This window comes from Aeoliella straminimaris (assembly GCF_024054565.1).
Classification (GTDB): Bacteria; Planctomycetota; Planctomycetia; order Pirellulales; family Lacipirellulaceae; genus Aeoliella; species Aeoliella straminimaris.
The window spans coordinates 81,610-107,560 of sequence record NZ_JAMXLR010000023.1 but is presented as its reverse complement, the minus strand read 5'-3'; the positions used below and the strand labels follow the sequence as shown (position 1 = coordinate 107,560).

Below are 25,951 nucleotides of genomic sequence, written 5' to 3'. Positions count from 1 at the left end.
GATGGAACAGCTAACGGATTTGAGGCTGCCCCAATTCCGCTCGACATAGTCTCGAGCCTCGTGGACAGCGATGGCTCGGAGACCTTGCTAATACACCTGAGCGGATTACCAGCAATCGCCACCCTCAATCAGGGCACAGATAATGGTGGCGGTCAATGGACGCTATTACCGACGGAACTCGCGGGACTGGAGATAACGGTTGCCGACGACGCTGCGTTCATTATCAACGTAGTGGCCACTGCCACCGAAGAGTTTCCCAGTTCTACCAGCCTTGACGTCGCTTCACTTTCAGCAAGCACAGGTGAGTCCATCGACGTGACCGTCGAGAACGTGGCACCAGTGGTCGATGCCGGTGCGGACCAAACGGTCGATGAATCGCACGCTGGCATGCCGACAGAACTGACCACCGTCTATATTACGGCGTTGTTTACAGATGTCGGGACTTTGGACACTCACACCGCGACAATCGACTGGGGCGATAGCACGGGTACTATGTCAGGCAACGTTTCGCAGGGAATGGGAAGTGGTACCGTCACGGGCAGTCATGAGTACGCTGACAATGGCATATACACTGTGAAGGTGACCGTCACGGATGACGATGGCGGCGTCCATAGTGATACACTCACCGTCACTGTGCTCAATGTTTCGCCAGATGTAACGGTGGACGTCGATAGCCAAAGCGTACAGTATAGCGACTCCATCGATGCTATCACCTTTACAGCCCAAGACATTGCAGCCGATACCCTGTCGGCCGCCATTGCCTACAGCACTGACGGAGGAGCGACGTATACAGCAGGTTTGCCGGACGACGGCACAATAGTGGGCGATCTGGTTTTCTTGGGCAGCGACGATCAAGCGAGTCCAGCTACATGGACCGTCAGTGGCATCGCTGACTTGGAACCTGGTGCTTACCAGTTCCGCATTACCGTTCTAGACGACGAGGGCGGGGTGAGCACGGCCATCTCCTCAATTGATGTGCAACGCGAAACTGCGGTTGCAACTTACTCAGGCTCGACCTTTGTTTCGACACCGAGCGTTAACAACAACGAGGCAACCGTTGAGCTGCGAGCGACCATTCAAGACATCACCGCAGCCCTTCCCGCAACAGACTCGGAAGCTGGCAATATCACCACGGCAACCGTCTCCTTCATCGACAACTCGGATCCTGCGAGTCCGGTGGTCATCGCGACAGACGTACCGATCACGCTCCTCGACGTTTCGGATCCCACCGTTGGTGTAGCTGCCTACTCTTGGACAGTCGACATTGGCAATGCGGATTCCTTGACTTTCGACGTGCTGATCCAAGTGGACGATTACTACACAGGGAGTGAGCTCGACTTGATAACGGTGTCGAAACCACTGGACAATGCCGTCACAGGTGGTGGTTATTTAATCAACGAGAGCTCCGAGGGAACCTACGCGGGTGACGATGATCGCCGCACAAACTTCGGCTTCAACATCAAAACCAACAAAAAGGGCACCAACGTTCAGGGCCACGTCAATATCATTGTTCGACAGGACGATCGAATCTATCAGATAAAGACGAATGCCACCGATTCCCTGGTTGCGTTGCCAGGTAGCGATCCTGAAGTAAGCCATGCCGAGTTCATCGCCAAGGCCAATTTCCGCGACATCACTGACCCTCTGAATCCTATATCTTTGGGCGGCAATCTGCAGTTGATCGCTACCGTGACTGACGCCGGCGAACCGGGCGACTCGGACAGCGTGGCCTTTACGGTGTGGGATGGTGGTACGCTCCTCTATTCCAGTAACTGGAGCGGTACGCTCACCACCGAGCAACTACTCGCGGGCGGCAACATCCAGGTGCGATTACCACAACCAAAGAACCTGTTGCTGGATGGTGTGGCGGCAACAACTACCAGCGACGTGAGCTCACTGACAGCATCGCAATTGCAGCTGGAAGCGACTGACGCGATGGAGCTCTTGTCACAATCGGTTGCATACGACAGTAGTTCTACATCGCTTGCGAACATTGACTTACGTATAGCAGATCTGCCCGGGAACGCTCTTGGTGCGAGTTTCGGCAACATAATCTGGGTCGATATTAACGCTGCCGGCAATGGATGGAACTTTGTGCCCGGCGGCAATGGTGTGGATTTACTGTCCGTCCTCACGCATGAATACGGTCATGCACTAGGTCTAGATCATGACGTGCTAGATTCGCACCTTGCAGAAGGAGTCCGTGACCTGGACTGGCTCCACACTGACGTGCACGAGAAGCACCAATCAGTTGGAAACGTCGCTGTCCATGGGCTGAGCACCCGAGGCCTGGACCGCGACGATCTTGAGACCGCAACGACAAGTGAGAATCACGAGGTAATCGACGACGGGCTTAGCGCAAAGGCTATCGATTTCCTCCTTGCAGAAAGATACGGCGAACGCCACGAAGAAGACGAAGAGGAGTTCGAAGCGAAGTCTATTTCGGGTGGTTCTGAAAATGCACAGGATGAGGTGTTTGCCAGCCTATTTGAGGGAGAAGATCTGTTCGATTGAGAGACATGCCCGTGGTAACCGGCTTCTTCCGATGCGGGTACCAAATATCTGTTGAACACAGTTGCAGGGCGAATACCGACAGAAGCAGTATCCCTGCTCTTGCGATGGCGAGACGACATAGGCAAATCAGTCGCATGTAGTTTTCACCATAGCCAAAATGCCGACTCGGACGGCTTCGGGCAGCTCTGCCCACCTCTCGACGATGAGGGCAAGGTCGGGGTCGGTCGGGCATTGGTTATCCCCAACTGCTGCGCCCTGAACTGCGCAGTTCTCAGAATCGCAGTTTTCCCCGACGTTTAGTGAGCTCGCGGATTGACTCTTAATCAGTAGGTTCAAGGTTCGAGTCCTTGAGGGAGCACTAAAGTAAGCCGTTGCCGTAATTGCAGTTGGACTAAACCGCTCCGCGGTGGGACGCCTGGCTATACGTCGTCTCAACGGACGTTAGCTTTTGCGTTTGGCTTTGGCGTGAACCACCTGATAGCTGTCTTTTGACTCGCTTCGGTCGTCGGGGATGTACGGGATCAGCCCGTGCTCGAAGGCAGCTTCCTGGGCTTCGCGTGGAGCGTGACGGATGTCGATGATCATGCCGTTGGTCAGTTCGACCATCCAGGCAAGCGGATTGTCATCCAGTAGGCTGGAGTGCGTGAATTCGGGATCGAGTGAGGTGATCTGTAATCCTTCGCGGATGATCTTCGACTTGCTCTGCATGGTGCCCACCGAAACGCCGAACCACTGAGCGATCTCTTCGGACCGCAGATAGGGATCAGTGCTGGGATCACCGAAGAAGTTGACCCAGCCAATGGTGTAGACGATGCCTGACGCCCAGCTGGCCCGTTTGCCGCGGCCGACTGGCGAGCCATCTTGGCAGAGGCCAATCGCCGTCCCACGGCACAGCTCCTGGTATTCCGTGTCGAGCCGCTCATTGCAGAATTCGTCGGTTAGCGAGACGAGTTCGAGATAGACTCGGCGGAACTCAGCCGGGACCTCCTCGCTGCCGGAGATCCTTGGAACCGCTTCCGTTGCAGCGGCTGTCTTGCGTCCCATGGTTTGGCCTCCCTGCTAATAGATTCGTGAACGCTCCATTGTTACCGACGGCTTGGCTATTGAGAAGCTCAGAGTTCTCCCCGCACGAGACGTGGGAGCTTTTCTCAATCAGCACGGCGACTCGCTCTCCCGCGACCAGCACCGGGCGCTACGCGCCATTGCCCTATGCCGGACGCGGGTGCTAGGCGTGCACGTCGAGCGGTGTGAGGAGTGCGGCCACACCAGGCCGAGTTACAACTCCTGCCGTAACCGGCACTGTCCCAAGTGCCAGGCGTCGGCCAGGGCGGCCTGGATGGACGCGCGAGCGACCGAGCTGTTGCCCGTGCCCTATTTCCACGTCGTCTTCACGCTGCCCGGAATCCTCGGCCCGTTAGCGTTGCAGAACAAGAAAGTCGTGTATGGAATCCTATTCCGCGCGGCTTGGGAGACCGTGCGCGATCTCGCCAAGGACCCGAAGCACTTGGGCGCCAAGGCCCGCATGCTGAGCGTGCTGCACACCTGGGGCTCGAACCTCTCGCATCACCCCCACCTCCACTGCGTCGTACCGGGCGGCGGCCCGTCGCTCGATGGCGAGACTTGGGTTTCGGTGAAGCGGTCACGCAAGCGGAAGGCGTTCTTCCTGCCGGTGCGGGTAATGGGCCGCGTGTTTCGTGGTAAGTTCGTCCAGCAGCTAAAGGCCGCCTACCGCAAGGGCGAACTCAAGTTTCATGGTGACCTGGCGTCGCTCAGCGATCCCAATGACTTCGAGGCGTTAGTCGATCGGTCGGTACGGGACGACTGGGTCGTCTACTGCAAGCGACCCTTCGGCGGCCCCAAGCAAGTGTTGAAGTACCTGGCCCGGTACACACACCGGGTGGCCATCGCCAACAGCCGACTGGTCAGCTATCAGGACGGCGTCGTCCGCTTCCGGTGGAAGGACTACCGCCACGGCGGCCAGACGAAGATCATGTCGCTGACCGACACGGAGTTCATCCGCCGGTTCCTGCAGCATGTTCTGCCATCAGGGTTCGTCCGAATCCGCCACCACGGCTTTCTAGCCAACCGCAACCGCGGCGACAACTTGCGGCGATGTCGCGAGTTGCTGGGCATGAAGACCACGGCGATCCCAGAAGTTGTGGAGACAACCGGCGACCACACCGGTGATCCGAACCAGATGGTCGTTTGTCCGAATTGCCGATCGAAGCGATTGCGGTCAATCACCCTATTTCCTATTCGGGGAGTACCAACTCGTCTGGCGTTGGCGCTCTTTGCCACGGGAGTCGACTTTCAAGACTCGTCATAGGTGTCCCCATGTTCGACAACCTCTCTGCGATTCAAGTCGCGACCACGCAGATTCGCTGCCGATGCGCGCCGAGCGCGGTGAAACCTGCTCTATTCTTGAGGCATCAGCGCCAGAGCCCACTTCGACGCCGGAGGACATCCTCGTGGGGCACTCAAAGTAGCCTTTCCTCAGCAAACCGGCAGGACCGCGGGGCGATACAATCCCCATAGCAGTCCGCCCCCTCGGTTTACTCCAACGCGTTGTATCCGAAGTGCCGCCACGAAACATCAAGGGGTAACCTCTGCGCGGGCACTTCCGATACAACACTAAGCGTTACGACAACGGCTCTTCTTCATGAAGCCTTTCGAGAAGACCTCCAGCACACGGTTTTGTGCATGACTTGGTCCCGTTTTCGAAAGGTATCTGCCATGCCCAAGCACTCTTCCCTGTGGTGGTGGTCCGCCCGCAACTAGTGGTGCTCGCACATCGCTGGCAAGCGTGTCTGCCTCGTGAAAGGTCGACGCAACAAAAAAGCTGCCGAAGCCAAACTCAAAACTCTGCTCGCCGAGAGCGACCTGCTCGCCACCGTCGATGGTGCCATCTCGGTGGCCGGGCTCGGCGAGGAATTCCTCACCGATGCCCGCGAGCATCTTGCTCCCAAGACCTATGACTCGTACCTTTACTCCCGTCAAATGCTCATCGACGAAGTAGGGGAGCAAAAGACGCTCACGGTCAACTCTGCGGTGCATGACTACCTCGTCAAAATCTCCGAACGTGACGGTGTCACGCATAATGAGATTCTCGAGGATGTGCTCTCCCGGGCGTGGCGTGGCAGTCGACACATTGGTCAGGGCCGTGGGCGGGGTCGCTAGCAGGAGGACTGGGACCGTACAGGGCGAACCGATTTATGGCGGAGTTCGCCAACGTTTAGCGTCTTCGATTTCGAGATGGCTACAATGCAGTGGTAAGCACAAGAGCTAGGTGAAAACCAGTAATTCTCGCGGGCCCATGCTTTTCGGTTTGAACTGGGTGCCACTGGGTACAAATCTCTAAGTGCCGCGTAGGTAAGGTCTTAGACATCGACGTTAAGATTAAGATGACGAACAGGTAGTTAATGAAGTACATGTGGGGCAGACAAACTACCAGCGGCCGGTTGCTCGCGTTCGGCACCATCAACGATGGCGAGTGGTCAGCGGCACGTGCGTTATCCTCGGGAAGGCCGATGCAAATCTTCTGAATAGTTGATTGGGCTACCGGTGGACGCTTAGACTGTTATTACCACTCAGGAGTTCTTGCGATGCCTGCCTTATCGCAGTTTTTTCGTCCAGCACTCCTTGTACTTCTTGCCTTTTCGCCGTGTTGGTCCCATGCCGCCGTGATTGAGCGCGACTGGCTCTCTCCGGGGGATGGGCTGTTGACATACGATGACGTGAATCAACGGGAGTGGCTGGATTTGCCCTACTTGATCGACGAGTTTCATGTGATTTCCCGTGACCCCGAAAAGCGACTGGAGTTGGTTCTGCCTGAACTCGAACCTGGTGGTTCGCTGGAAGGTTTTGTTATGGCAAATAGTGCTGATGTGATCGAGTTGGCTATTTCGGCAGGAATTGATGTGAGTACGAGTAGCTTTGCTGAGAATGAACTGCCAACTCTCGCCCTTATTGACTTGGTTGGCTCAACTTCAGCGACGACTACTGGAATGTCGAGCATTGGATTGCTGAATGAATTTGATTCTACAACTGGTAGACCGGTTCGATTAGTGAGCGCAATAACACTGGGATTAGCATCCGATACGGCCGGTGTAGGTTTTATTCCGGTCTCCGAGTTATCTAGTGATATACCAACACTAATAACCAGCGTAATGTTGTACCGAAATGTACCTGAACCCTCGGGATTAGCGCTTACTATTCTGGCTTCCGCCTCGTTTGCTGTAGCACAAGGTCGCCTCCCCTAATTCGTGCATTTGAGGTCCCGTATTAAGTTGCAGTCGCCATGATCAGTTCTCTAGCCGGGGGCTCGTTAGCGGCCAGGCTTAATCAGGGCAACTCTCGGATTCTCAGATTGCGGAACGTAATCGGCGAACCTTCTGACTCCAGGCATAGATAACCGGTTGCAGGGGCACACTCGGTGCCCCCGGAGACTTCCTCGCCGTTGACCCACAGCCGGACCTCGCCGTTGATGGCGCGTATGTAGTAGTGATTCCATTCGCCGTGTGCCCGCGAGAGGTTTTTGCTGGGAAAGCTTCGGCTGCCGTTAGGAGATACAGGCGGGAATGGCTCCATCTGGACGCCAACGGGAAATACATCGCCGTGCGACGTATACCAATCGGCGGGGATCGGTTGCCCATACGCTAAGTCGAGCACCTGCACCTCGATACCTTGGGGTAAGCCAGGCTTCCCAGCCTCAGTTAGCCGTTGGATAGACTCTGGTGTCGTCCAAACGAACACCCCGCTGTTCCCCGCGGGCTTGTGGTGCATCCACTGCACAACCAGTTCAAAGTTTGTGAATTGTTTCTCGGTACGGATGACGCTCGTCGGGCGGCCCGTGCAGTGGATGGTGTTGCCATCGAACTTCCATGTGTCGTCTGCGCTGTTAACTTTCGTAAAGTCCTCGACCGTGAGAGCACGGAAGCCATCGCCGGAGCCGTCAATCCAAGCTTTGGTTGCCTCCGGCGACTTCTCGCCCGACTCTTCGGCCTGGGCCGCCAATCCACTGGCTGCTACTAAACCAATGCCTGTGCTAATCACCGCCCGCCGCGAAAAGTTCTGTCTTGCCATGGTTCATTCCACTTCTAGATTCCTTGAGGTTTCCACTCGTCACGGTAACTCTTAGAAATAAACTGGTCCGAATCGGGAACGTTTTCGGCCGTCAGAGTCTCTGAATTCCATTCCATCGACTCGCTCAGTCGATGAGCGACGTTGCCCAACAGGTTATGCTCAATCAGATTGCCAGAGTAGGCAAAATTGCATAGCGTTTTGCCGCCGGTCTTGGCGGCATGAATCCACTCGCGGTAGTGGCCGAGAGACTTCGCTAACGTCAGATCAGGACGCGGCAAGTTTCTGAATTTGTCCCCCGGACTGAGCACGATTCGATCGTAATCAGCGACGACTGTGCCTTCATGACCAACAAACGCCACACCGATACCCCATTTGTTGATTTGGGTGTCGCTGCCGACAAGAGGTTGTAAGTACTTGGCGCGGCGGCTCATGCCCTCGCCACCGTGGTACCAAACAACCTTGCACGCGGCATGGTGCGGTCCGCTTCCAGGACGCGCCGCGTGGGTCCACGTTACCTGCTGCCAAGTTGGACAAGCGATATCATCGACCGGTGGACCTTCTGAAGCAATCGTGGAAGGACGTCGAAGTTCAAGCGCCCAAAATGGCAAGTCGATCAGATGACTGCCCATATCGCCGAGCACGCCATTGCCAAACTCCCAACGGCGATTCCAGTTCAGGTTGCCCCCCTTCCAGTATCCTTCGTTGTACGGGCGATCGGCGGCAGGGCCTAGCCAAGTGTCCCAGGCAAACCCATCTGGTATCGGTTGCATGCCAAGCACGGGTGGCTTTACTGGGCGGATGTCGCGACTGCACCAAACGTGGGCCTCGGTGACTTCCCCAATCATGCCCGACTGCACGATTTCAACAACGCGGCGATAATTGTCACCGGCGTGAATCTGGGTTCCCATCTGTGTCGCGATCTTGCCGTCTGCGGCTAGGTAGACTTCCTGCACGAGACGAGCCTCCTCCACGGTATGAGCTAGCGGCTTTTCGCAATACACATGCTTACCGGCTCGCATGGCGGCAATCGATATGGGTGCGTGGTGATGATCGGCAGTCGAGATCACAACGGCGTCGATCTTGCCGTCTTCAATCAGCTCACGCCAATCGCGCGTTATAAGAGCTTCCGGGTACTTGGCTTTCGCAGACTTGGTGGCAGCCGGATTCGTATCACAAAGGGCGTAGATGTTCTCACTAGCGACGCCTGCCATATTGGCTCGGCCCCGATTTTCACAGCCGATGATGGCCACATTGAGCTTGTCTTCAGAGCCGCGAGTGCTCTCGTCCCCCATCGCCGTTCGCACGGGCAGCATTGCAGCAACTCCAACGGCAGAGGCTCTGCCGAGAAACTCTCGACGCCCAACGATGGGGCAACCACGAGTCGACTCTTGATGATCTGGGAGCATGTTGCTTCTCCTTGAACTGCTGCCACGCACCGCATTGTCAATGCTATCGCCTAGGCGCGATGTACCACATTGTAGGTTGGCAGCCCTCACCGTGCAAAAGTTCGCAGCAGGAAAGATGTGGTTCGCAGTATGTCGTGTCGGTTGCCTAAAGCTGGGCGGTGCCGAATCGTTGTTGCTCGTTGCTCAAACAATGTCAGCTACCCGCTTCCAACTTACACAGCTGTTCATCTTGAGAATCCCTCGCGGGGCTTCCCGGGATGCAATTTTCTCGCGAATGATGGTCCATCTAGAGGGGGCAAGCTCAGGATGCTGTCAGAATTAGATCCTGAAAGGCAACAGACTAAAAGCGCGTCAGTCAACACTTCAAGCTGTTAGCAATACATTTTTCATAGCAACCGATGTTATTGGATCAAGATGCCGCGAGAACTTCTGCTCTCAGAAGACTCCAACAAAGTTTTCTTGAAACTGCCATTCCGATTGGCTAAATAAGAGTACTCGCGACCATTCAATGCGACGGTCTTGGGGCTGAAACCATGGATGAAACTCGCCAACCGATGCAAATCTGCTTGGGTACTGCCAGTTTGTTGCTCATCGTCGCATTTGCCTCGCAACGGGCAGCGGCAGAATCCGAAACGCGGATCGACTTCAGCAAACAGATCGCTCCGATCTTGGTTGCGCATTGTCTGGAGTGCCATAATGCTGATCTTGCCGAAGGCGGACTAAGCCTGGTGGAAAGGTCCACAGCCCGTGCCGGGGGAGATAGCGGACAGGGAATTAAGCCAAGCGACGTCGATAGCAGTCTTGTAATTCAAAGGTTGCGTGAAGGATCAATGCCGCCGGGGACACACAAGCCCCGGCCCACTGAAGACGAGATCCAGTTGCTTGCCACGTGGGTGACCCAAGGTGCCGAGTGGCCTCAAGAGCGGACGCTAAGTCTCTATGACTACACGACCGTGCACCGCGGTGGAGAGGATTGGTGGTCGCTGCAGCCAGTTAAGCGACCGGAAGTAATTCATGCCAATCCGCAAGGCTGGGTCCGCAATCCAATCGATGCCTTTGTGCTCGATCAACTTCAGGCAGCCGGCCTTGGACCCTCTCCCGAGGCAGATCGGCGGACGCTCGTGCGACGAGTTTACTTCGACCTCATCGGCCTACCACCCTCGCCGGCAGAAGCTGAGGAGTTTGTAGCGGACAATCGTGACGATGCCTATGAACGACTGGTCGACCGCTTATTGCAGTCTCCCCACTATGGTGAACGCTGGGCGCGACACTGGCTCGACGTGGTTCGCTTTGGCGAGTCAAACGGATACGAAACGAATACTCTGAGAGCGAACGCGTGGCACTATCGAGACTACGTCGTACGAGCATTGAACGACGGTACGCCTTACGATCGATTCATCATTGAACAACTTGCCGGTGATCAGGTAGGCGTGGAGGTGGCCACCGGTTTCTTGGTGGGCGGGCCACACGACGAGGTTGGCATCAAGAACATAGAGGGGCAGCGGCAACAGCGGGCCAATGACCTTGATGATATGATTGCCGTCACCTCAACCGCCTTTCTTGGTCTCTCAGCCAACTGCGCCCGCTGTCATGACCACAAGTTCGACCCGATCCCACAACGCGAGTACTATGCGATGCAAGCCGTGTTTGCGGGTGTGCAACATGGCGAACGAGACATCAAGCCCGACGACTACGAGGAGCGTCTCAGAAGAGAACGGCAACTGCTAGAGCAACTAGCTGAGGTGAATCGCCGACTAGTCGGTTTGGAGCCGCATGCGAGCTTAGACTCGGCAGCCGAAGTTAATCGCCCCACTGTCGACGCACGAGGCAATGGAGATCGCTTTGAGCCGGTGAAAACGCGGCTTATCCGATTCACGGTCTTGGCCACCAATGCCGGCGAGCCCTGCATTGACGAATTAGAGATATGGTCCGTAGGACCAGATCCGCGCAACGTGGCACTAGCTTCGTTCGGCAGTGTAGCTTCTGCCTCGGGCGTCTACGCCAACGGCACGAATAGCATCCATCAACTAGCTCACATTAATGATGGAAAATATGGAAACAGTCACAGTTGGATCAGCAACGAAGGGGGCCAGGGTTGGGTCCAGATTGAGTTGCCTGAACCCGTTGTGATTGACCGTGTGCTTTGGGCGCGGGATCGGAAAGGTGTGTATGCCGATCGCCTTGCAACGAGTTACCGAATTGAGGTCGCCATCGAACCAGGTCATTGGAAGACCGTCGCTACTGATCAGGACCGCTTGTCCTACGAATCGGCGGGATCGACCGAGGTGGAAGCGGACGCACAGTCAGAGGCAGGAACCGAGCGCGCATCGCTATTGGCAGAAAAGGAACGCATCGAATCGGAACTGCCACCGGCAAGCATGTTTAAAGCGTACTGTGGCACTTTCACCGAACCTCCTCCGACTCCTCTGCTCTATCGTGGCGATGTCATGCAGCCAAGAGACGAAGTGGCGCCGGGAGGCTTCTCTGCTGTCGCGGGCGGATTTCAGTTACCAGCCAACATGCCGGAAAGTCAGCGGAGATTGGCACTCGCCAAGTGGATCGCTAGCGCCGACAATCCACTGACAACGCGTGTAATCGTCAATCGACTTTGGCATTATCACTTTGGTCAAGGCATCGTCACGACCCCGAGTAATTTTGGATTCCAAGGGGGGAAGCCTTCGCATCCCAAGTTGCTTGATTGGCTGGCAAGTGAATTGGTCTCTTGCAACTGGAGCCTAAAAGAAATGCATCGCTTGATCCTATGTTCCAGTACCTATCGGCAAGCGAGCACTCCGCGTTCCGAACCACAGCACGTCGACGCTGAAAACCGACTCTTGTGGCACAATCCTGTGCGGCGTCTCGAAGCGGAGGCGATTCGAGACTCGATACTGCAGGCCAGTGGAGTGCTCGACTTGCGCATTGGAGGACAGGGGTATGACGCCTTTGTGCCAAACAATAACTACGTCAAGGTGTACGAGCCCAAGAGACAATGGGGACCCACAGAATGGCGCAGGATGATCTATCAAACCAAGCCGCGAATGGAGCAGGACTCGACTTTCGGTGCCTTCGATTGTCCCGATGCAAGCCAGATTGCCCCCAACCGCACTGTATCGACAACCGCATTGCAGGCGCTGAATCTAATGAACAGCCCGTTCGTCATCCAACAGGCAGGGCTCTTTGCAGAGCGCCTCGAGCGCGAGGCTCCCGCGGACGCTGCAGCCCAGGTCGATCTTGGCTTTCAACTTGCCTATGGCCGTTCACCTGACGACGCTGAACTTAAGGAGAGTCTCGGCTTCGTCACGCAGCACGGTCTAAGCGCCTTTTGTCGAGCACTGTTCAACACGAACGAGTTTGTCTACGTACAGTAATCTGCGAGCCACAACACGTGCGTAAGCCACAACTATCTATTGACGGGTATCGATTGCTCGATCGCCGGCGGTTCTTGGTCGATGCAGCAGGTGGATTGAGTGCATTGGCTCTCTCGAGTCTGCTGTTCTCCGAAGGTGTGCTGGCCGATAGCATCAGTCAGAATGGAGCGGGCAACCCACTGCATGCACGCAGCCCGCACTTCACTCCCCGCGCCAAGCAAGTACTTATGATTTTCTGTAGCGGCGCGTGCAGCCAACTGGATACCTGGGATTATAAGCCTGAGTTGATCGCTCATCACGATCAACCCATGCCTGGAAACGTGGAGCTTGTTTCGTTCCAGAGCGTGAGTGGCAACTTGGCTCGAAGTCCATATGCATTCCGCCCACGCGGCGAATGTGGCAAATGGACCTCGGATCTTTTGCCGCGTCTAGGCGACATGGTGGACGAGATGTGCTTCATCCACTCGATGACCGCCAAGTCGAATACCCACGGGCCAGGCGAGAACCAAATGAGCACTGGGTTCACACTTGACGGTTTCCCCAGCATAGGGGCGTGGACCACCTACGCTCTCGGTAGCGAAACGCAGGATCTGCCCGCGTTCGTCGCGATTCCTGACCCGCGCGGAGTTCCACAGGCCGGGCCCAACAACTGGTCCAATGGATTTCTGCCGGCTGTGTTTCAAGGAACTGCGTTTAGCGCCAATCGTCCAATTGACAATCTCGCTCGCCCAGAAGCGGTGTCGCTTGCCACCGATAACGCGACGCGAGCGTTCGTCCGATCACTCAACGAGCGGCACTTGGATTCGTTCCCAGGAGACAGTGAGCTTACAGCGCGGATTGCCAGTTACGAGATGGCGGCGAGATTACAGACAAGCGCTGCAGAAGTGGCCGATCTATCGCGGGAGTCTTCCTCCACACTCAACCAGTACGGCATTCGCGACCCTAACCCTCTGACAGCTGGATTTGGTCGTAACTGTCTGCTCGCGCGGAGGCTGCTGGAACGTGGTGTGCGTTTTGTCCAACTCTTCAATGGCTCGTATGCGATGGGTGAGGGAGTTGGCAATTGGGATGGGCATAAGCAACTCAAGGCCGACTACGACCGGCATGGCCCTGTGCTCGACCAACCGGCGGCTGCGCTCCTGGCCGATCTAAAGGCTCGCGGCATGCTTGAGGATGTACTGGTAGTTTGGTGCACGGAGTTTGGACGGATGCCCGTGTTCCAAAAAGGTGCCCAGGGTCGCGACCACAACCCAGATGGCTTCACCGTTTGGCTCGCCGGGGCAGGAGTAAAGGCTCCATTCTCATATGGTGCAACCGATGATTTCGGCCATCGCGCTGTCGAGAAAGTGACTACCATCTACGACTTGCATGCCACAATCTTGCACCTGTTGGGGCTGGATCACACCATGTTGACATTCACCCACAACGGTAGTGATCGCCGCCTGACAGACGTGCATGGAGAAGTGATTGAAGAAATCTTACTCCATGCGTAGTTGATGTCATGTCAAAGCTGCCGAGCCAGTTACCTTCTGTTGCTTTTTGCAATACATCGTGTGGAGATGCTGAACGTCGCGAAGTTGGCATTTTTTGCTTCCGCCCACGCCGCAAAGCTATATGTGAGGAAAGAGACGATTCCGACCTTGGAGTCCGCTGGGCCGATCAGTCTTCCCAGCCTACTAACTGAGTGCAGGGCATTTGTGCTGAGTGGACAGAAGCTTCCGGTTTTATGGACAGGTGAACGCGTCCGGGTACTCGGCAAATCACCGTAATACCAACCAGCGAATCAAACGAACCAACAATCCTGGCAGGTCAGAACTCGAAAATTACCTAGGTACCAGTTAGATTGCACAATTACCGATGAACAGGGCCTCTGCATTTGTAATGTCATTCACCAACTACATGGCAAATATTGTTGGTTCGTTTAGTTCGTGCATTTCCTTCTCAATATTGGTCATCGGGCGACGATGGCGTGCTAACGCAGTGTCCAAACAGGCGTGATGATACGAAATGCTTGGTACACGCCAGCCCAGTCTTGCATGCCCTCCGATTTGCGATTGACCGGTATTGCATCCTCGCTGCTTATACGCGCAGGGCTGTCTTTTCCATAGCTTGCGACTGCCTGGACCTCAGCGGGGTGGGTTAGACAGACATCGACCACCAATCGTTGAATCGCGTCCACAGTATTGGACGCCCGGTCTACGATTGGTCCCAGGGACCGGAGTTGTTCAACTGTATTTATCGCGGTGGCAAGTAGTTCGTTTTGCTGACCCAGTTCTTGATTAACAGCAACTAGGCGATCTAAGTTGCGTCTAGCTCGCAATACATTCGGACTCTGTTCGCCGAGCACCGCGTTGATCTCTGCTAGCCGTGTCGCTGCTTGCTCTGCAGCCGCGAGTTGATTGGTCTGCTTTACCAGCTTGTTTTGCGTAACATTCCAGCGCTCGGCTACGCCGGCAGCCGTTTCTACTTGAGGTCGCGCTGCAAGTAGACCATTGCAGATTTGACCCAGGTCCTCCACTACTTTGGCAGCAGAGATAGCGTCCTGGCGCTGGCTGTCTAGTTCTAGGTGCAAATCGTCCATCAGGTTGAGTGTCCGGCGCACTTCAGGGAGGGGCGTGCCAGCGGCGATCACGGAGTGATGTGTCTCAGAAAGTTCACGGAGCGCCCCCAACACACCGGACATCGCTTCGCGCTCTTGCACGGCCGTGCTCTCGATTTTTGCTAGGCAGTCCGTCATTGCGTCGAGCTGCTGAATGTCTTGCAGGCGGTTCAATAACTCTTGATGGAAGTTGTCCAATTTTGTAAGGGAAGACTCAGCCGATTCTACAATTGCTGCCTGCGTCGACACCACTTCGAGGAGTTTATTCGATTGGTCGACCGCTGCGGAATGGTTGTTAAGTCGGTCGACAAGTCTTGTCAGTTCGTTGCATTGGCGTTCGATCGCGGCGATTTGCGTTTGCGCTGGTCGAAGTGCACAAAACCATCCGGCCAGCAAAGTAAGAAGGACTGCAGCTACCGGGATTGACACGCTCTGTGCGGAAAACGACTGGGGCGTCTGTGAGCGGCTATCTGTAGTTTGGGAATTCGACATCAGTGCCCTCCTGGTTGGCTACTGAGGTTATTCGTGCGACATGAGCAGAGTGCGTCATGGTTACTGTCTACGGAATCGGCAAGATAGCCGGACCAAGTCGAAGAATTCGAGTCCAGGCAGGCTGCTACGCTACTTGTGAATGGAGCAATCGCAAGCGAACTGGCGATCTTGTGGGTTGTGCGGACCTGGACGGAATCATTTGCGTGGCGACTCATTCACCTACCTCCGAGCGTCCCTTAGCCCAGCCCTCGGGGGAACAAACTCCAACCAAAGTTGGTGCCACTGATGCGGGGAGGTAAACACCCAATTGGGAGTCATGCACAGTGGCGGTGATCACTGCGACAACAAGCTACGAATTGAACGAAGTATTTAATGGCTCAAAATAGGAATATGGCCAACGTGGTGGTCCGCGGGCGGTTCAGGGCGAAATCGCGCTGTTTCGCCAGCTATGGAAGCTCTTTCATCCAGGAGATATCGTCCTTACCGACGCTCTGTTGTGCAATTATCCAAGGCTTGCAGCAGAGAATCTGAACCTGCTCACTGAATTGGGCACAACACATAGATCGACTTGATTGGCACAACAGAAGCAATTCTCGAATCAGCAGTTTAGTCAAGCGTCGCGTGAAAACGCTGGTGCAATCTGCGATACTGGCCCGGCGTTTCACCCGTATGTTCTTTAAACATCGTCGACATATACTCGACATGGGCAAACCCAACCATATTGGCAATCTTCGCCAAGGAGTATTCGGTATCGGCCAGCAATTGCTTGAGGCGATTGATACGGACGCGCGTTATCTCTGCCTTGACAGTTGACCCCGTGAACTTGGCGAATCGGCGCGCCAAAGTACTCCGCGAGACGTGTATCGCGTTGGCCACATCGACAACCGTGATTCCTTCGCAGGCGTGGTCACGAATGAAGTTGATCGCCGTTGCGACTTCCGCATCGTCGATGTTCAACAAGTTCGTAGATTGACGACTTAGAATGCCTTTCGCACGCACTAGAGCGCTTGGCTCGGCCGGATATGTGCCTTTCATCATTTTCGCGAGTGCCTCCGCAGCCAAGTAGCCGACGCGAAATGGATCGAGCACAACGCTACTAAGTGAAGGAGTCGTTAGCTCACAGATCAACCGATCGTCATCCACGCCCAGCACCGCGATTTCGTCTGGCACCGAAATGTCGTACTCCCGGCACACATTCAGCACCTGTGCGGCTCGTACGTCGTTACAGGCCCAAAGCCCCGTCGGTTTTGGTAACGATTGAAGCCATTCACCAAGTTCACGTTCATGCACGAGTCCCGCCGACTCGATGGAAACGGTAGCAGTCGCACCTGTAGCTCGATCGTTGTAGACATTTAACGAATAGCCGCATTGCTTGAGATACTCGACGGCATGATTTTGCCTGACGTTCGAGTAGTCTGCTCCTTCAAAACCGCAGAAGGCGAAGTTCTTAATGCCGCATGCAATCAAATGATCGCAAGCTAACTGCGCCACCGATGCTTCATCGGTTTCAATGGTCGGAATGTTAGGAATGGGAAACCGATATCGCAAATCAACAGTGGGGATGTCTCGTCGCGTGAGAAAGGCACCCAGTTCCTCCGACTCGATCCGGGCGATGATGCCATCCCCCTCCCAGTCGTCCAGCCAATCTGGTACCGACTCGGCTAACCCCTGATCATGGCGATAGATAGAGAATGGCCCATGAGACCTACTGTAAGCGGCGATGCCGCGCAGAATGTTTCTGCCGTAGCTTCTTGAAGATTCTACTACTACCGCAACTTTGGGAAGCATGAGAAATGCAGCGAACGAGAAATGGATTCACCCAACGGCCGCCTCAACTAGCTGCCTCATTATTACAAGAAGTGGAGCGCGCTGTCCAAGGCAAACTGCAGCAATCTCCCAAACCCCATATTGCAAAACAGGTTACGACTTCCCCCCCCGCGTCTCCAGTTGAATCAAAAACGAATTGCATTGCCCCAAATACTCAATGACAGAGGACGTTAAGCGCGGTTACTTTGCTGAGCTGGTGGGTGGTGAAAGAGGTCAGCGCTCCCATCGACATGCGGGGAACCTCACCTCCATTTTCGTTCTCGACTGTTGTCATCAATCTGGCGCAACCCCAAAGTCGGGTGGTCAACACATTGAATTATGGGGGCGCACGGAAGTTGTTGTTGCGTACGTCAAGTGAGAATCCAGCAGTGCCATCGATATGCAAGGTAATTGGCAGCTCAAAGCCAACCTTCTCGCTTCCACGATGTTTAAAAAATCGTAGATAGTTCACGTTAAGTGGTAGGCAACGCTCGGATGGTCCGACTGGCGACTGCTCTCTCGGCTTGCTGAAGCTCCTCCAACCTGCGTTTGAAAATCCGCATGCTTTTAATAGAACGGACACTGCGACTAACTCATCTACTTCCAGCTGTTGCTGCGTTCCTACTCGCAGCGCTGCCCGGTCCAGCGGCTAGGGCGACGGAGCCCCTTACGTCAAAGGACTTGCAGGCTCGCGAGGCAAGCATTTCTCAGATTCGATACTGCCCTCTTGGCAAGAGGCCTTTGAACGGAGAGGTGCACTTTGATGGTCCGCTGCCCAACATCGTGAACGCTTGGTTGGTGAATGACGGCAGGCGCGTACCGTCTGATTTTTCCTTCAACGAAGACGCCACCAGGATCACCCTCCACCTGCCAAGTTCATCGGGGGCGACTGCAGACAACTCTGAGTTGGAGTTTTTGCTCGTTGAAGAATCGACGGCACTGCCAAACGAAGTGGTAGTGCTGAGCGCCCTGGATGCAGAAGTGAAGGGACAGCAAGCCAGACTGGAAACTCATCCCGGCAATCATCGTATTGGCTTTTGGACAAACGCCGATGACTTCGTAACTTGGAGCGCGGAGATTTCTAAAGGCGACTATGATATTGAGTTGGTCTACTCGCGGGCCAGTAAGTCAGGGACGAAAGCGGAGATCTCGATTGGCGGTACATCGATTCCAATCACACTAGCTCAGACGGGGAGCTGGTATCGCTATCGTGTTGCGTCGTTGGGCCGGATACACATCGAACAATCGGGCCGCCAGAAGGTCGAAGTTAGATGCGTAGAAATGGTCCATGGAGGGGTCATGAATCTGAAAGCTGTGATTCTTACGCCGGTCTCGCGCGACAACGGGCCTACCAACGAGCCCATCAAGAAGGTCAGTTACGGGGCAGATATTCGTCCGATCTTGTCTGACCGATGCTTTCAATGTCATGGCCCCGACGAGGCGAGTCGAAAAGCAGATCTTCGCCTGGACGTTCGTGAGTCTGCGATTGGATCGGCCATTGTTTCCGGTGACGCCGGCGCTAGCGAGGTCGTTGCGAGGATTACGAGCGATGACCCAGATCTGCAGATGCCACCAGTTGATAGCAACAAGAAGCCGCTCAGCTCCGAGGAGATCGAACTGCTAACGCAGTGGATTGACGAGGGAGCCATCTATCAGAAGCATTGGTCATTCCGTCCTCCGAAGAAGCCAGAGATGCCCGACGTTGGTGACGCCAAATGGAGGCAGCATCCTATCGACCGCCTTGTGTTTGCAACACTCAAACAGAGATCTTGGAAAATCTCGCCGCGAGCCGACCGCTGGACGCTGCTTCGCCGTGCGACCTTTGATTTGACCGGGCTACCACCCACTCGGAAGCAACTTACTGACTTCCTGTCGGATGATTCTCCAGAGGCCTGGTCGCGAGCTATCGACCAACTGCTCGCCTCGCCCGCCTATGGCGAACATCAAGCACGCTATTGGCTAGACGCGGCACGATACGCCGACAGCCATGGCTATCAGTATGACTTTCGGCGTGATCAATGGGCCTGGCGCGACTGGGTAATCCAAGCGTACAACGACAATAAGCCGTTCGACGAATTTACCATCGAGCAACTGGCCGGCGATCTGTTGCCTCAGGCGACCGAGCAGCAGAAGTTGGCGACCGGGTTCAATCGCAATCATCCGATTACGGTCGAGGGAGGAGTGATCGATGAAGAGTATCGAGTCGAATACGTCATTGATCGCACGTCCACGACAGGAACGACTTGGCTTGGCTTGACCGTATCATGTGCGCGGTGCCACGATCACAAGTTTGATCCATTTCCACAGAGAGAGTTCTACGAATTCACGGCCTTTTTTAATCAGGTTCCTGAGAAGGGAATGAATGGATTCGAACCCCAAGCGCGCATTCCGTCGCCGTACCAGGTTGCGGCGATCGAATCTGCAGAGCATGAATTGCGAGAAGCACGTCTATTGCTAGACGACGCCTTTGAAGACTGGGCGCCGAATGTGGAGGCGTTTGAGCGTCGACTACTTGGCGACCACAACGAAGAGTGGCAAATCTTGGTTCCGGACTCAGTTTCTTCCTTGAACGGAACCGAACTCTCAGTCAACGACCACGGAAGAGTATTTGCAGAGGGCGCGATTCCCGATCAGGACGTCTACGAAGTCACTATTCCGGTTGAAGACCACACTGTTTACGGAATCAGTTTGACAGCGCTACCCACATCCAGCACGCCAACGGGGGGGCTTGGGCGGAGCGCCAATGGCAATTTCGTGTTGTCTGAGTTGACCGTAGAGTACTTGCCGTCGGAACGGGACGAACGTGCCGTAAGCGTTCCTGTAAAGAGTGCCTTTGCCGACTATTCGCAAGCTGGATACGATGCTGCACTGGCCGCGGATGGCAAAATTGACCAATCGGGGTGGGCTGTCCACGGCCGCCAGAACGAGACGCTAACTGCCAGCTTCCAACTCAAAGAACCTTTGCAGGCTAGCGAACGCGGGCACCTGCGAATAACGTTGCATTTTGCCAGCCAGTATACTGGACACCAACTCGGTTGCTTTCAGTTTGCCTTCGCCTCCAAGCAGGTGTTACCCCTAGGAGATGCCCGTCTAAACGCGATACGCGTTCCAGCTCAGAAACGGACTCGAGAACAACAGCGGGCAGTACGTTCGCTGATGATTGAGCAGGGTGGCCCAGACTTTGTGAAAGATGCCTGGAACCATCTCACGGCTGCCCAGGAACGGAGGGATCAATTGCAAGCGGAGATCCCCAAAACAATGATCATGCGTGATATGGAGCAGTCGCGGGGGACTTATGTATTAGAGCGAGGCGAGTACGACAAACGACGCGAACAGGTCCAACCGAGCACGCCGTCCATGCTGCCTCCCATGCCGGAGGACTTTCCACGTAATCGCTTGGGCTTGGCTCGCTGGCTAACAATGCCAAATCACCCGCTCACGGCGCGGGTCGCCGCCAACCGAATCTGGACACAACTGTTCGGACTTGGGCTGTGCGAGACGCCCGAGGACTTTGGCCTTCAGAGCTCTGTGCCTGTCCATCTCGAGTTGCTCGACTGGTTGGCGATCGAGTACGTGGAGTCGGGCTGGGACACCAAGGCCCTGCTGAAAAACATTATGCTGTCGGAAACATATCGGCAATCGTCCTCGGTCACTCAAGAATCCTATGCTCGCGATCCAGAGAACCGCTATCTTTCCCGCGGACCGAGAATGCGAATGGATGCCGAAGTGATTCGCGACACTGCCTTATCCGCAAGTGGGCTGCTCAATCGAAAGATCGGCGGTGCGAGTGTATTCCCCTATCACCCCAAAGGACTGTGGTTAGAAGTAAACAACCGCCCCGGGTTTTCCAGCAAGTACGAACAAGACTCTGGTGACAAGCTATACCGACGGAGCATCTATACTTATTGGAAACGCACGGTACCCCCACCATCCATGGCGGTCTTCGATGCCCCCTCCCGTGAGTATTGCCAGATTCGACGATCGCGGACCAATACTCCTCTGCAGGCTTTTGTGTTGCTGCACGACCCTCAATTCGTTGAAGCGGCACGCGCGTTGGCAGAGCGGATGCTTACCGAAGGTGGAGAGACTACTGAGGAACAGATCCGGTTTGGAATGGAAGTTTGTTTGGGAAGGCCACCCACCGTGGCTGAACTCGAAGTGCTGTTAGATACAAACTCGGAGTTGGTGAGCATGTATAGCGCGTCGCCGGACAAGGCGAAAGACCTGCTCTCAGTTGGCGAGTCTAAACGAGACACGCAGTTGCCACTATCCGAACATGCCGCCATGACATCGGTGGCCCGGCTAATGTTGAACCTCAGCGAGTTCATCACGAAGAATTAGATCATGCATCCAATCGAAGAACTCCGCTTACAGATCAATCGCCGCCACTTTTTCGCGGCCGGTTCCTCCGCGATTGGACTAGCTGCACTGTCAAGTCTAGCTCCAACAACGCACGCCCACGCCAAGTCGCTCGCCGAGCAGAACGGCCCAGGGTACGCTCCCGGCATGGCGGGCGCAACGCACTTTGCGCCGCGGGCCAAGCGAGTTATTTACCTCTGCCAATCGGGCGCGCCCAGCCAAATGGACACGTTCGACTACAAACCGCAACTTGAACAGCACGACGGACAAGAGTTGCCGGACTCGGTACGACAAGGCCAGCGGCTCACCGGAATGACTTCGGGCCAGAAGTCGCTGCCGGCAGCCCGGTCAATTGCCAAGTTTCGTCAGCATGGGCAGTCTGGGCAGTGGATCAGCGACTTGTTGCCGCATCACGCCAAGATTGCCGACGATATCTGTATCGTTAAGTCGATGTATACCGAGGCCATCAATCACGATCCCGCCATCACTTTTTTCCAGACGGGCAACCAACAACCAGGCCGGCCTTCGTTGGGAGCTTGGCTGAGTTACGGCTTGGGGAGCGAATCGGCCGATCTGCCAAGTTTCGTCGTACTGCTCGACAAGAACACAGATCCCCAAGCCCAGCCTCTCTACTCACGTCTGTGGGATAGTGCCTTCCTTCCTTCCAACCACCAGGGGGTCAAGCTACGGACGGTGGGAGACCCTGTGCTTTACCTTCAAGACCCCACCGGAGCCACCATTCAAGAAAAGCGTAAGTTTCTCGATCGGTTGGCGGAGCTCAACTCGCTTAGACTCGCGAACGTTGGCGATCCCGAGATCGACACACGAATTTCGGCCTACGAAATGGCTTATCGGATGCAGATTTCGACACCAGAATTGATCGATCTATCGACTGAATCTGCAGCAACATTCGATTTGTATGGTCCCGATGCAAAAGTGCCGGGCACCCACGCCGCAAATTGTCTGCTGGCTCGACGACTAGCGGAGCGGGGCGTTCGTTTCATTCAGCTATATCACCGCGGCTGGGATCATCACAGCAATTTGCCTGAGCGCCACCCAAAGATTGCCAAGGAGGTCGACCAGGGATCGGCAGCGCTGGTGCAAGACCTGAAGGCACGCGGCATGCTCGACGACACTCTCGTTGTTTGGGGAGGAGAATTCGGACGAACTGTTTACAAGCAAGGTGACCCAAAGAAGTTCGGACGCGATCATCACCCTCGCTGCTTTTCTATTTGGATGGCAGGTGGCGGCGTGAAACCTGGCATCGGCTACGGGCAGACTGACGAATGGTGCTACAATATTGTCGAGAACGGCATGCACGTGCACGATCTCAACGCAACCATTTTGCATCTGCTGGGATTGGACCATAGGCGTCTGACCTACCGCTATCAAGGCCGCGACTACCGCATCACCGATGTGCACGGAAATGTCTGTCGCGACATTTTGAGCTAAGCGTAGTGCTGAATACCCGTAGACTCTATTTGTGCAACGATCCCCACGAGTGCCTTGGCAACGCTTAGTGCTCTTTGCGCCGGAGGACATAACAGTTGGTGCCGTTTGAACCGTCTATCGACGTACCACCAGGTACGTACTGGTAGGCAGGTTCACCATCGACGACCAGAACTTGAGGCCGCTCGAACTTAACCGAGCGGCCGTAGTGGTCGCGTCTGGTCTGTGGAACGCCGTCCGGGAATTAGTGGCTTCCAATGTTTTAAGATCCCAACATTGGACGCAAGGCAAACTCTAAGCCGTCGTCCGAGGTCCAAAGCAGGCCACCTCGGCGTTGCCGAATCCCGAGATCGTCGATCGGCAGTAGCAACTCCCATGTCCGTCGACGTCGAACAACAGACTGCTACCCCCCACGTGGCATCCGGGCTCATTCATAGTTTCACCGACAAACATCCACTGGTCGGCCTAGGACTCTGGACGGCTTAACGCTTCAAACGCCTCCTCACCCGGCGGCATACCGAACGGTTGTCCTGTTTGTTTGTCGATGGGAATCTGTGCACCAAGTTCGACGAGCTGTCGACGTAAGGCAGCGGACAACTCCGTCGCGACATCGGGGTGCTTATTAACCAAATTGATCGATTCGCCGATATCTTCGGCAACATTGTACAGTTCGGACCGTTGGTCGAGGTAAAACCAGATGAATTTCCAGTCGCCTTTGCGAATCATACTCCATGGTGGCCCATCGTAGGTGTGCGGAAAATGCCAGACCAGCTCGCGTTGTGATGGAGGTCGGTCGGCCTCCGTGCCGAGCAAGGGCAGGAAGTTTACGCCATCGGTCGCTTGTACGGTCTGGGGCTGCTCAACACCAGCTGCGGCTAGTATTGTTGGAAACAAATCCTCAATCTTGACGAGGCTATCTTGTCGCGTGCCCACCGATGTGCGGCCGGGCCAACGCACGATCATCGGGACACGGACCCCGCCTTCGTAGGGTGTCAGCTTGTGGCCCCGAAGTGGCAGGTTGCGTGGGCACTGTTTAGGTACGCCGTTGTCCGACATGAAGACAAGCAACGTATTGTCTTCCACTCCCCGCTCACTCAACCATCTGAGGATCTTACCGAGAGAATCATCCATGCTTTCGATCATGGAAGCGTAAGTCGCGGGCAATCCGTCGTAGCCTTTCCCTAAATAGTCAGCGAGGAAACGCTTATCCGCCTCCCAAGGTGCGTGGATCGCATAGTGCGACATGTACAAGTAAAACGGCTTGTGCTCATCCACCGCCACTTCGACAGCTTTTAGAGCTTCAATCGTCAACGCTTCAGTCAAGTAGATATCTTGTCCATGATACTGATCTAACCCGGGTACGTCCCAGACTCTCCGCCCATTGCGGTGCGCAGCGCTAAAATTGTTCGTTCCCAGATAGCTGCCTGGTCCGCCAGCCGCGTGACCGGCGATGTTTACGTCGAAGCCCAAGTTCTTAGGATCTGCTCCGGGTGTGTCAGTGGCGCCAAAATGGGCTTTGCCCACGTGAATCGTGTAATAACCGGCTTCCTGCAACAAGGATGGCAGTGGAGTGGCTACAACGGTCCGCTCGGTACCAGGCTCGGCAGCCATGCCGTTCAGTGGCCAATTTGGTGGCTGAACGCGGGGGTGTTGAGGATCTGGTGAACGGCCTCGATCTAATGTCCAGTTGGTTACACCATGCCTCGCCTCATTCATGCCTGTCATCAGGCTGATACGCGAGGGAGAACATACAGCCGAGGCATATGCCTGTGTGAACATCACTCCCTGCGAAGCAAGCTGTTGCATGCGCGGAGTTCGATAGCGGCGATTCAGCTCCGTTGGTTCACGGTGGTACGGGACAGAAGTATCTGTCCACCCCATGTCGTCGACGAGGAATACGACAATGTTAGGTTGTTTTGCGCGAGAGGTCGCGCGACTGCCTTTTGTTATCGCCTGCCCCATCACTGGCAAGCTGAAAACCGAAAATAAGCCGAGGTATCCAATTACCTGCCTCAACAGATTTCGAAGCAACACACAGTACATTTTTGTTCTCGTTCTTTTCTTGCGACCATCGAGCTTGCGATCCAAGCACCCAATTGCATTCTCTCGGGAACCGGCTAGTACCAAGGGCACGAAGCATAGAGTAGCTGCAACTATTATCTTCCGGAGTTCATCGGCTACAAGAATTTGCAAGCTTGCAAACGTACTCACGTCCACAGCAACACCGCATCGCCAATGCACACAATGCCCGATTCTGAACTGGCTTGGCTACCTTGCTGCGGCGTGGGACGGGCATTGTCCCACACTGAGCCCATTCGAGTTGAAGTTTATACGACGCAGTCCCTAACTTTGAGTAAGCTGGGCGATGGCATATGCTGACACGTGTGGGCAGCACACGCTATCGTTTTCGCGCACCTTGCCTAGTAGTCTTTGTCGATTAAGTTTCGCAGCATCCAGTTGTCTGCTAGGCCTGACGTGGAGGCAATAGCGGTGGAGCATGTACTCTTTTGGTCGGAGATATCTGTGTTGACCGCGCGGCCGGCGTCGGTCTACCTCGGTTTGCTGAGCGTGCTCCCCTGCCCTCTAAGTGCAATGCCACATTCTCGAAGTAACGAGATACGGAACCTGCACCCACGAGTTCTCTTATGTGTTAAATCAAATTCTAGCAAGGACTTGCAGCAATTGGCTCGCGGCTTGGGCGATGCGACAAAAACAAAGCATTGTGAACCAAAAACTAAGTGACAAAGCCGGGGCGAAGACTGTATATTCTCAAGACCCGAAGAGAACTATAGTTTTTTCGGCACTTGTCTAGATTAACCGAGGTATGTGATCAAAGTTCCGACGGATTGGGCGGAACGATTGGTCAGCCACATTTT

The 25,951-nt window shown here is 55.2% G+C and carries 14 protein-coding genes; 8 read left to right on the top strand and 6 right to left on the bottom strand.

What is annotated here, in order from left to right; translation table 11 throughout:
* Positions 1-84 precede the first annotated feature (84 nt).
* Positions 85-2,514, top strand: coding sequence for a PKD domain-containing protein (locus NG895_RS05705; RefSeq protein ID WP_252851503.1), 2,430 nt, complete (start codon positions 85-87; stop codon positions 2,512-2,514).
* 441 nt (positions 2,515-2,955) lie between these two features.
* Here NG895_RS05705 and NG895_RS05700 read toward each other — a convergent pair whose 3' ends face one another.
* A complete protein-coding gene (locus tag NG895_RS05700) occupies positions 2,956-3,558 on the bottom strand; it encodes a DUF6398 domain-containing protein (protein ID WP_252851502.1) in 603 nt (200 codons plus the stop codon).
* A 91-nt stretch (positions 3,559-3,649) separates the two neighbouring features.
* Between NG895_RS05700 and NG895_RS05695 the strand changes: the two genes are divergently transcribed.
* From NG895_RS05695 to NG895_RS05685, 3 genes are all read left to right on the top strand, one after another.
* Positions 3,650-4,840 (top strand): IS91 family transposase, encoded by a 1,191-nt coding sequence (locus tag NG895_RS05695; RefSeq protein WP_252851501.1) that lies wholly within the window; start codon positions 3,650-3,652, stop codon positions 4,838-4,840.
* A gap of 488 nt (positions 4,841-5,328) precedes the next feature.
* The gene (locus tag NG895_RS05690; RefSeq protein WP_252851500.1) at positions 5,329-5,691 is read left to right on the top strand and encodes a hypothetical protein; all 363 of its coding nucleotides are present in this window, start codon (positions 5,329-5,331) and stop codon (positions 5,689-5,691) included.
* Between the two features lie 425 nt (positions 5,692-6,116).
* The gene (locus NG895_RS05685) at positions 6,117-6,773 is read left to right on the top strand and encodes a hypothetical protein (RefSeq protein ID WP_252851499.1); all 657 of its coding nucleotides are present in this window, start codon (positions 6,117-6,119) and stop codon (positions 6,771-6,773) included.
* 82 nt (positions 6,774-6,855) lie between these two features.
* Here the strand turns inward: NG895_RS05685 and NG895_RS05680 are convergent, their stop codons facing one another.
* Both NG895_RS05680 and NG895_RS05675 read right to left on the bottom strand, forming a co-directional pair.
* Positions 6,856-7,596, bottom strand: coding sequence for a 3-keto-disaccharide hydrolase (locus tag NG895_RS05680; RefSeq protein ID WP_252851498.1), 741 nt, complete (start codon positions 7,594-7,596; stop codon positions 6,856-6,858).
* A 14-nt stretch (positions 7,597-7,610) separates the two neighbouring features.
* Positions 7,611-8,909 (bottom strand): Gfo/Idh/MocA family protein, encoded by a 1,299-nt coding sequence (locus tag NG895_RS05675; protein WP_252851497.1) that lies wholly within the window; start codon positions 8,907-8,909, stop codon positions 7,611-7,613.
* A gap of 626 nt (positions 8,910-9,535) precedes the next feature.
* Here NG895_RS05675 and NG895_RS05670 point away from each other — a divergent pair.
* Entirely contained in the window at positions 9,536-12,370 is a 2,835-nt protein-coding gene (locus tag NG895_RS05670; protein WP_252851496.1) for a DUF1553 domain-containing protein, read from the top strand.
* A gap of 17 nt (positions 12,371-12,387) precedes the next feature.
* Positions 12,388-13,863, top strand: a complete 1,476-nt coding sequence (locus NG895_RS05665) for a DUF1501 domain-containing protein (RefSeq protein WP_252851495.1) — start codon at positions 12,388-12,390, stop codon at positions 13,861-13,863.
* Positions 13,864-14,342: 479 nt separating this feature from the next.
* Here the strand turns inward: NG895_RS05665 and NG895_RS05660 are convergent, their stop codons facing one another.
* On the bottom strand, positions 14,343-15,461 hold the full coding sequence (locus tag NG895_RS05660; RefSeq protein WP_252851494.1) for a hypothetical protein: 1,119 nt from the start codon (positions 15,459-15,461) through the stop codon (positions 14,343-14,345).
* A 606-nt stretch (positions 15,462-16,067) separates the two neighbouring features.
* Positions 16,068-17,249: a XylR family transcriptional regulator gene (locus NG895_RS05655; protein ID WP_252851493.1), complete on the bottom strand. Its 1,182-nt coding sequence runs from the start codon at positions 17,247-17,249 to the stop codon at positions 16,068-16,070.
* 1,317 nt (positions 17,250-18,566) lie between these two features.
* Here NG895_RS05655 and NG895_RS05650 point away from each other — a divergent pair.
* Together NG895_RS05650 and NG895_RS05645 are read left to right on the top strand one after the other, a co-directional pair.
* Positions 18,567-21,608 carry a PSD1 and planctomycete cytochrome C domain-containing protein gene (locus NG895_RS05650; RefSeq protein WP_252851492.1) on the top strand — a complete coding sequence of 1,014 codons (3,042 nt, stop codon included), beginning with the start codon at positions 18,567-18,569 and terminating at the stop codon, positions 21,606-21,608.
* Positions 21,609-21,611: 3 nt separating this feature from the next.
* The gene (locus tag NG895_RS05645) at positions 21,612-23,078 is read left to right on the top strand and encodes a DUF1501 domain-containing protein (protein ID WP_252851491.1); all 1,467 of its coding nucleotides are present in this window, start codon (positions 21,612-21,614) and stop codon (positions 23,076-23,078) included.
* Positions 23,079-23,540: 462 nt separating this feature from the next.
* On the opposite strand, the gene NG895_RS05640 is transcribed toward NG895_RS05645, so the two are convergent.
* Positions 23,541-25,163 carry a sulfatase gene (locus tag NG895_RS05640; RefSeq protein ID WP_252851490.1) on the bottom strand — a complete coding sequence of 541 codons (1,623 nt, stop codon included), beginning with the start codon at positions 25,161-25,163 and terminating at the stop codon, positions 23,541-23,543.
* Positions 25,164-25,951 lie beyond the last annotated feature (788 nt).

Excerpts from the sequence above, each read along its gene's own strand:
- NG895_RS05680 (WP_252851498.1), bottom strand. The coding sequence starts at position 7,596 with ATGGCAAGACAGAACTTTTCGCGGCGGGCGGTGATTAGCACAGGCATT.
- NG895_RS05645 (WP_252851491.1), top strand. The coding sequence starts at position 21,612 with ATGCATCCAATCGAAGAACTCCGCTTACAGATCAATCGCCGCCACTTT.
- NG895_RS05650 (WP_252851492.1), top strand. The coding sequence starts at position 18,567 with ATGAATCTGAAAGCTGTGATTCTTACGCCGGTCTCGCGCGACAACGGG.
- NG895_RS05675 (WP_252851497.1), bottom strand. The coding sequence starts at position 8,909 with ATGCTGCCCGTGCGAACGGCGATGGGGGACGAGAGCACTCGCGGCTCT.
- NG895_RS05685 (WP_252851499.1), top strand. The coding sequence starts at position 6,117 with ATGCCTGCCTTATCGCAGTTTTTTCGTCCAGCACTCCTTGTACTTCTT.
- NG895_RS05670 (WP_252851496.1), top strand. The coding sequence starts at position 9,536 with ATGGATGAAACTCGCCAACCGATGCAAATCTGCTTGGGTACTGCCAGT.
- NG895_RS05655 (WP_252851493.1), bottom strand. The coding sequence starts at position 17,249 with ATGCTTCCCAAAGTTGCGGTAGTAGTAGAATCTTCAAGAAGCTACGGC.
- NG895_RS05700 (WP_252851502.1), bottom strand. The coding sequence starts at position 3,558 with ATGGGACGCAAGACAGCCGCTGCAACGGAAGCGGTTCCAAGGATCTCC.
- NG895_RS05660 (WP_252851494.1), bottom strand. The coding sequence starts at position 15,461 with ATGTCGAATTCCCAAACTACAGATAGCCGCTCACAGACGCCCCAGTCG.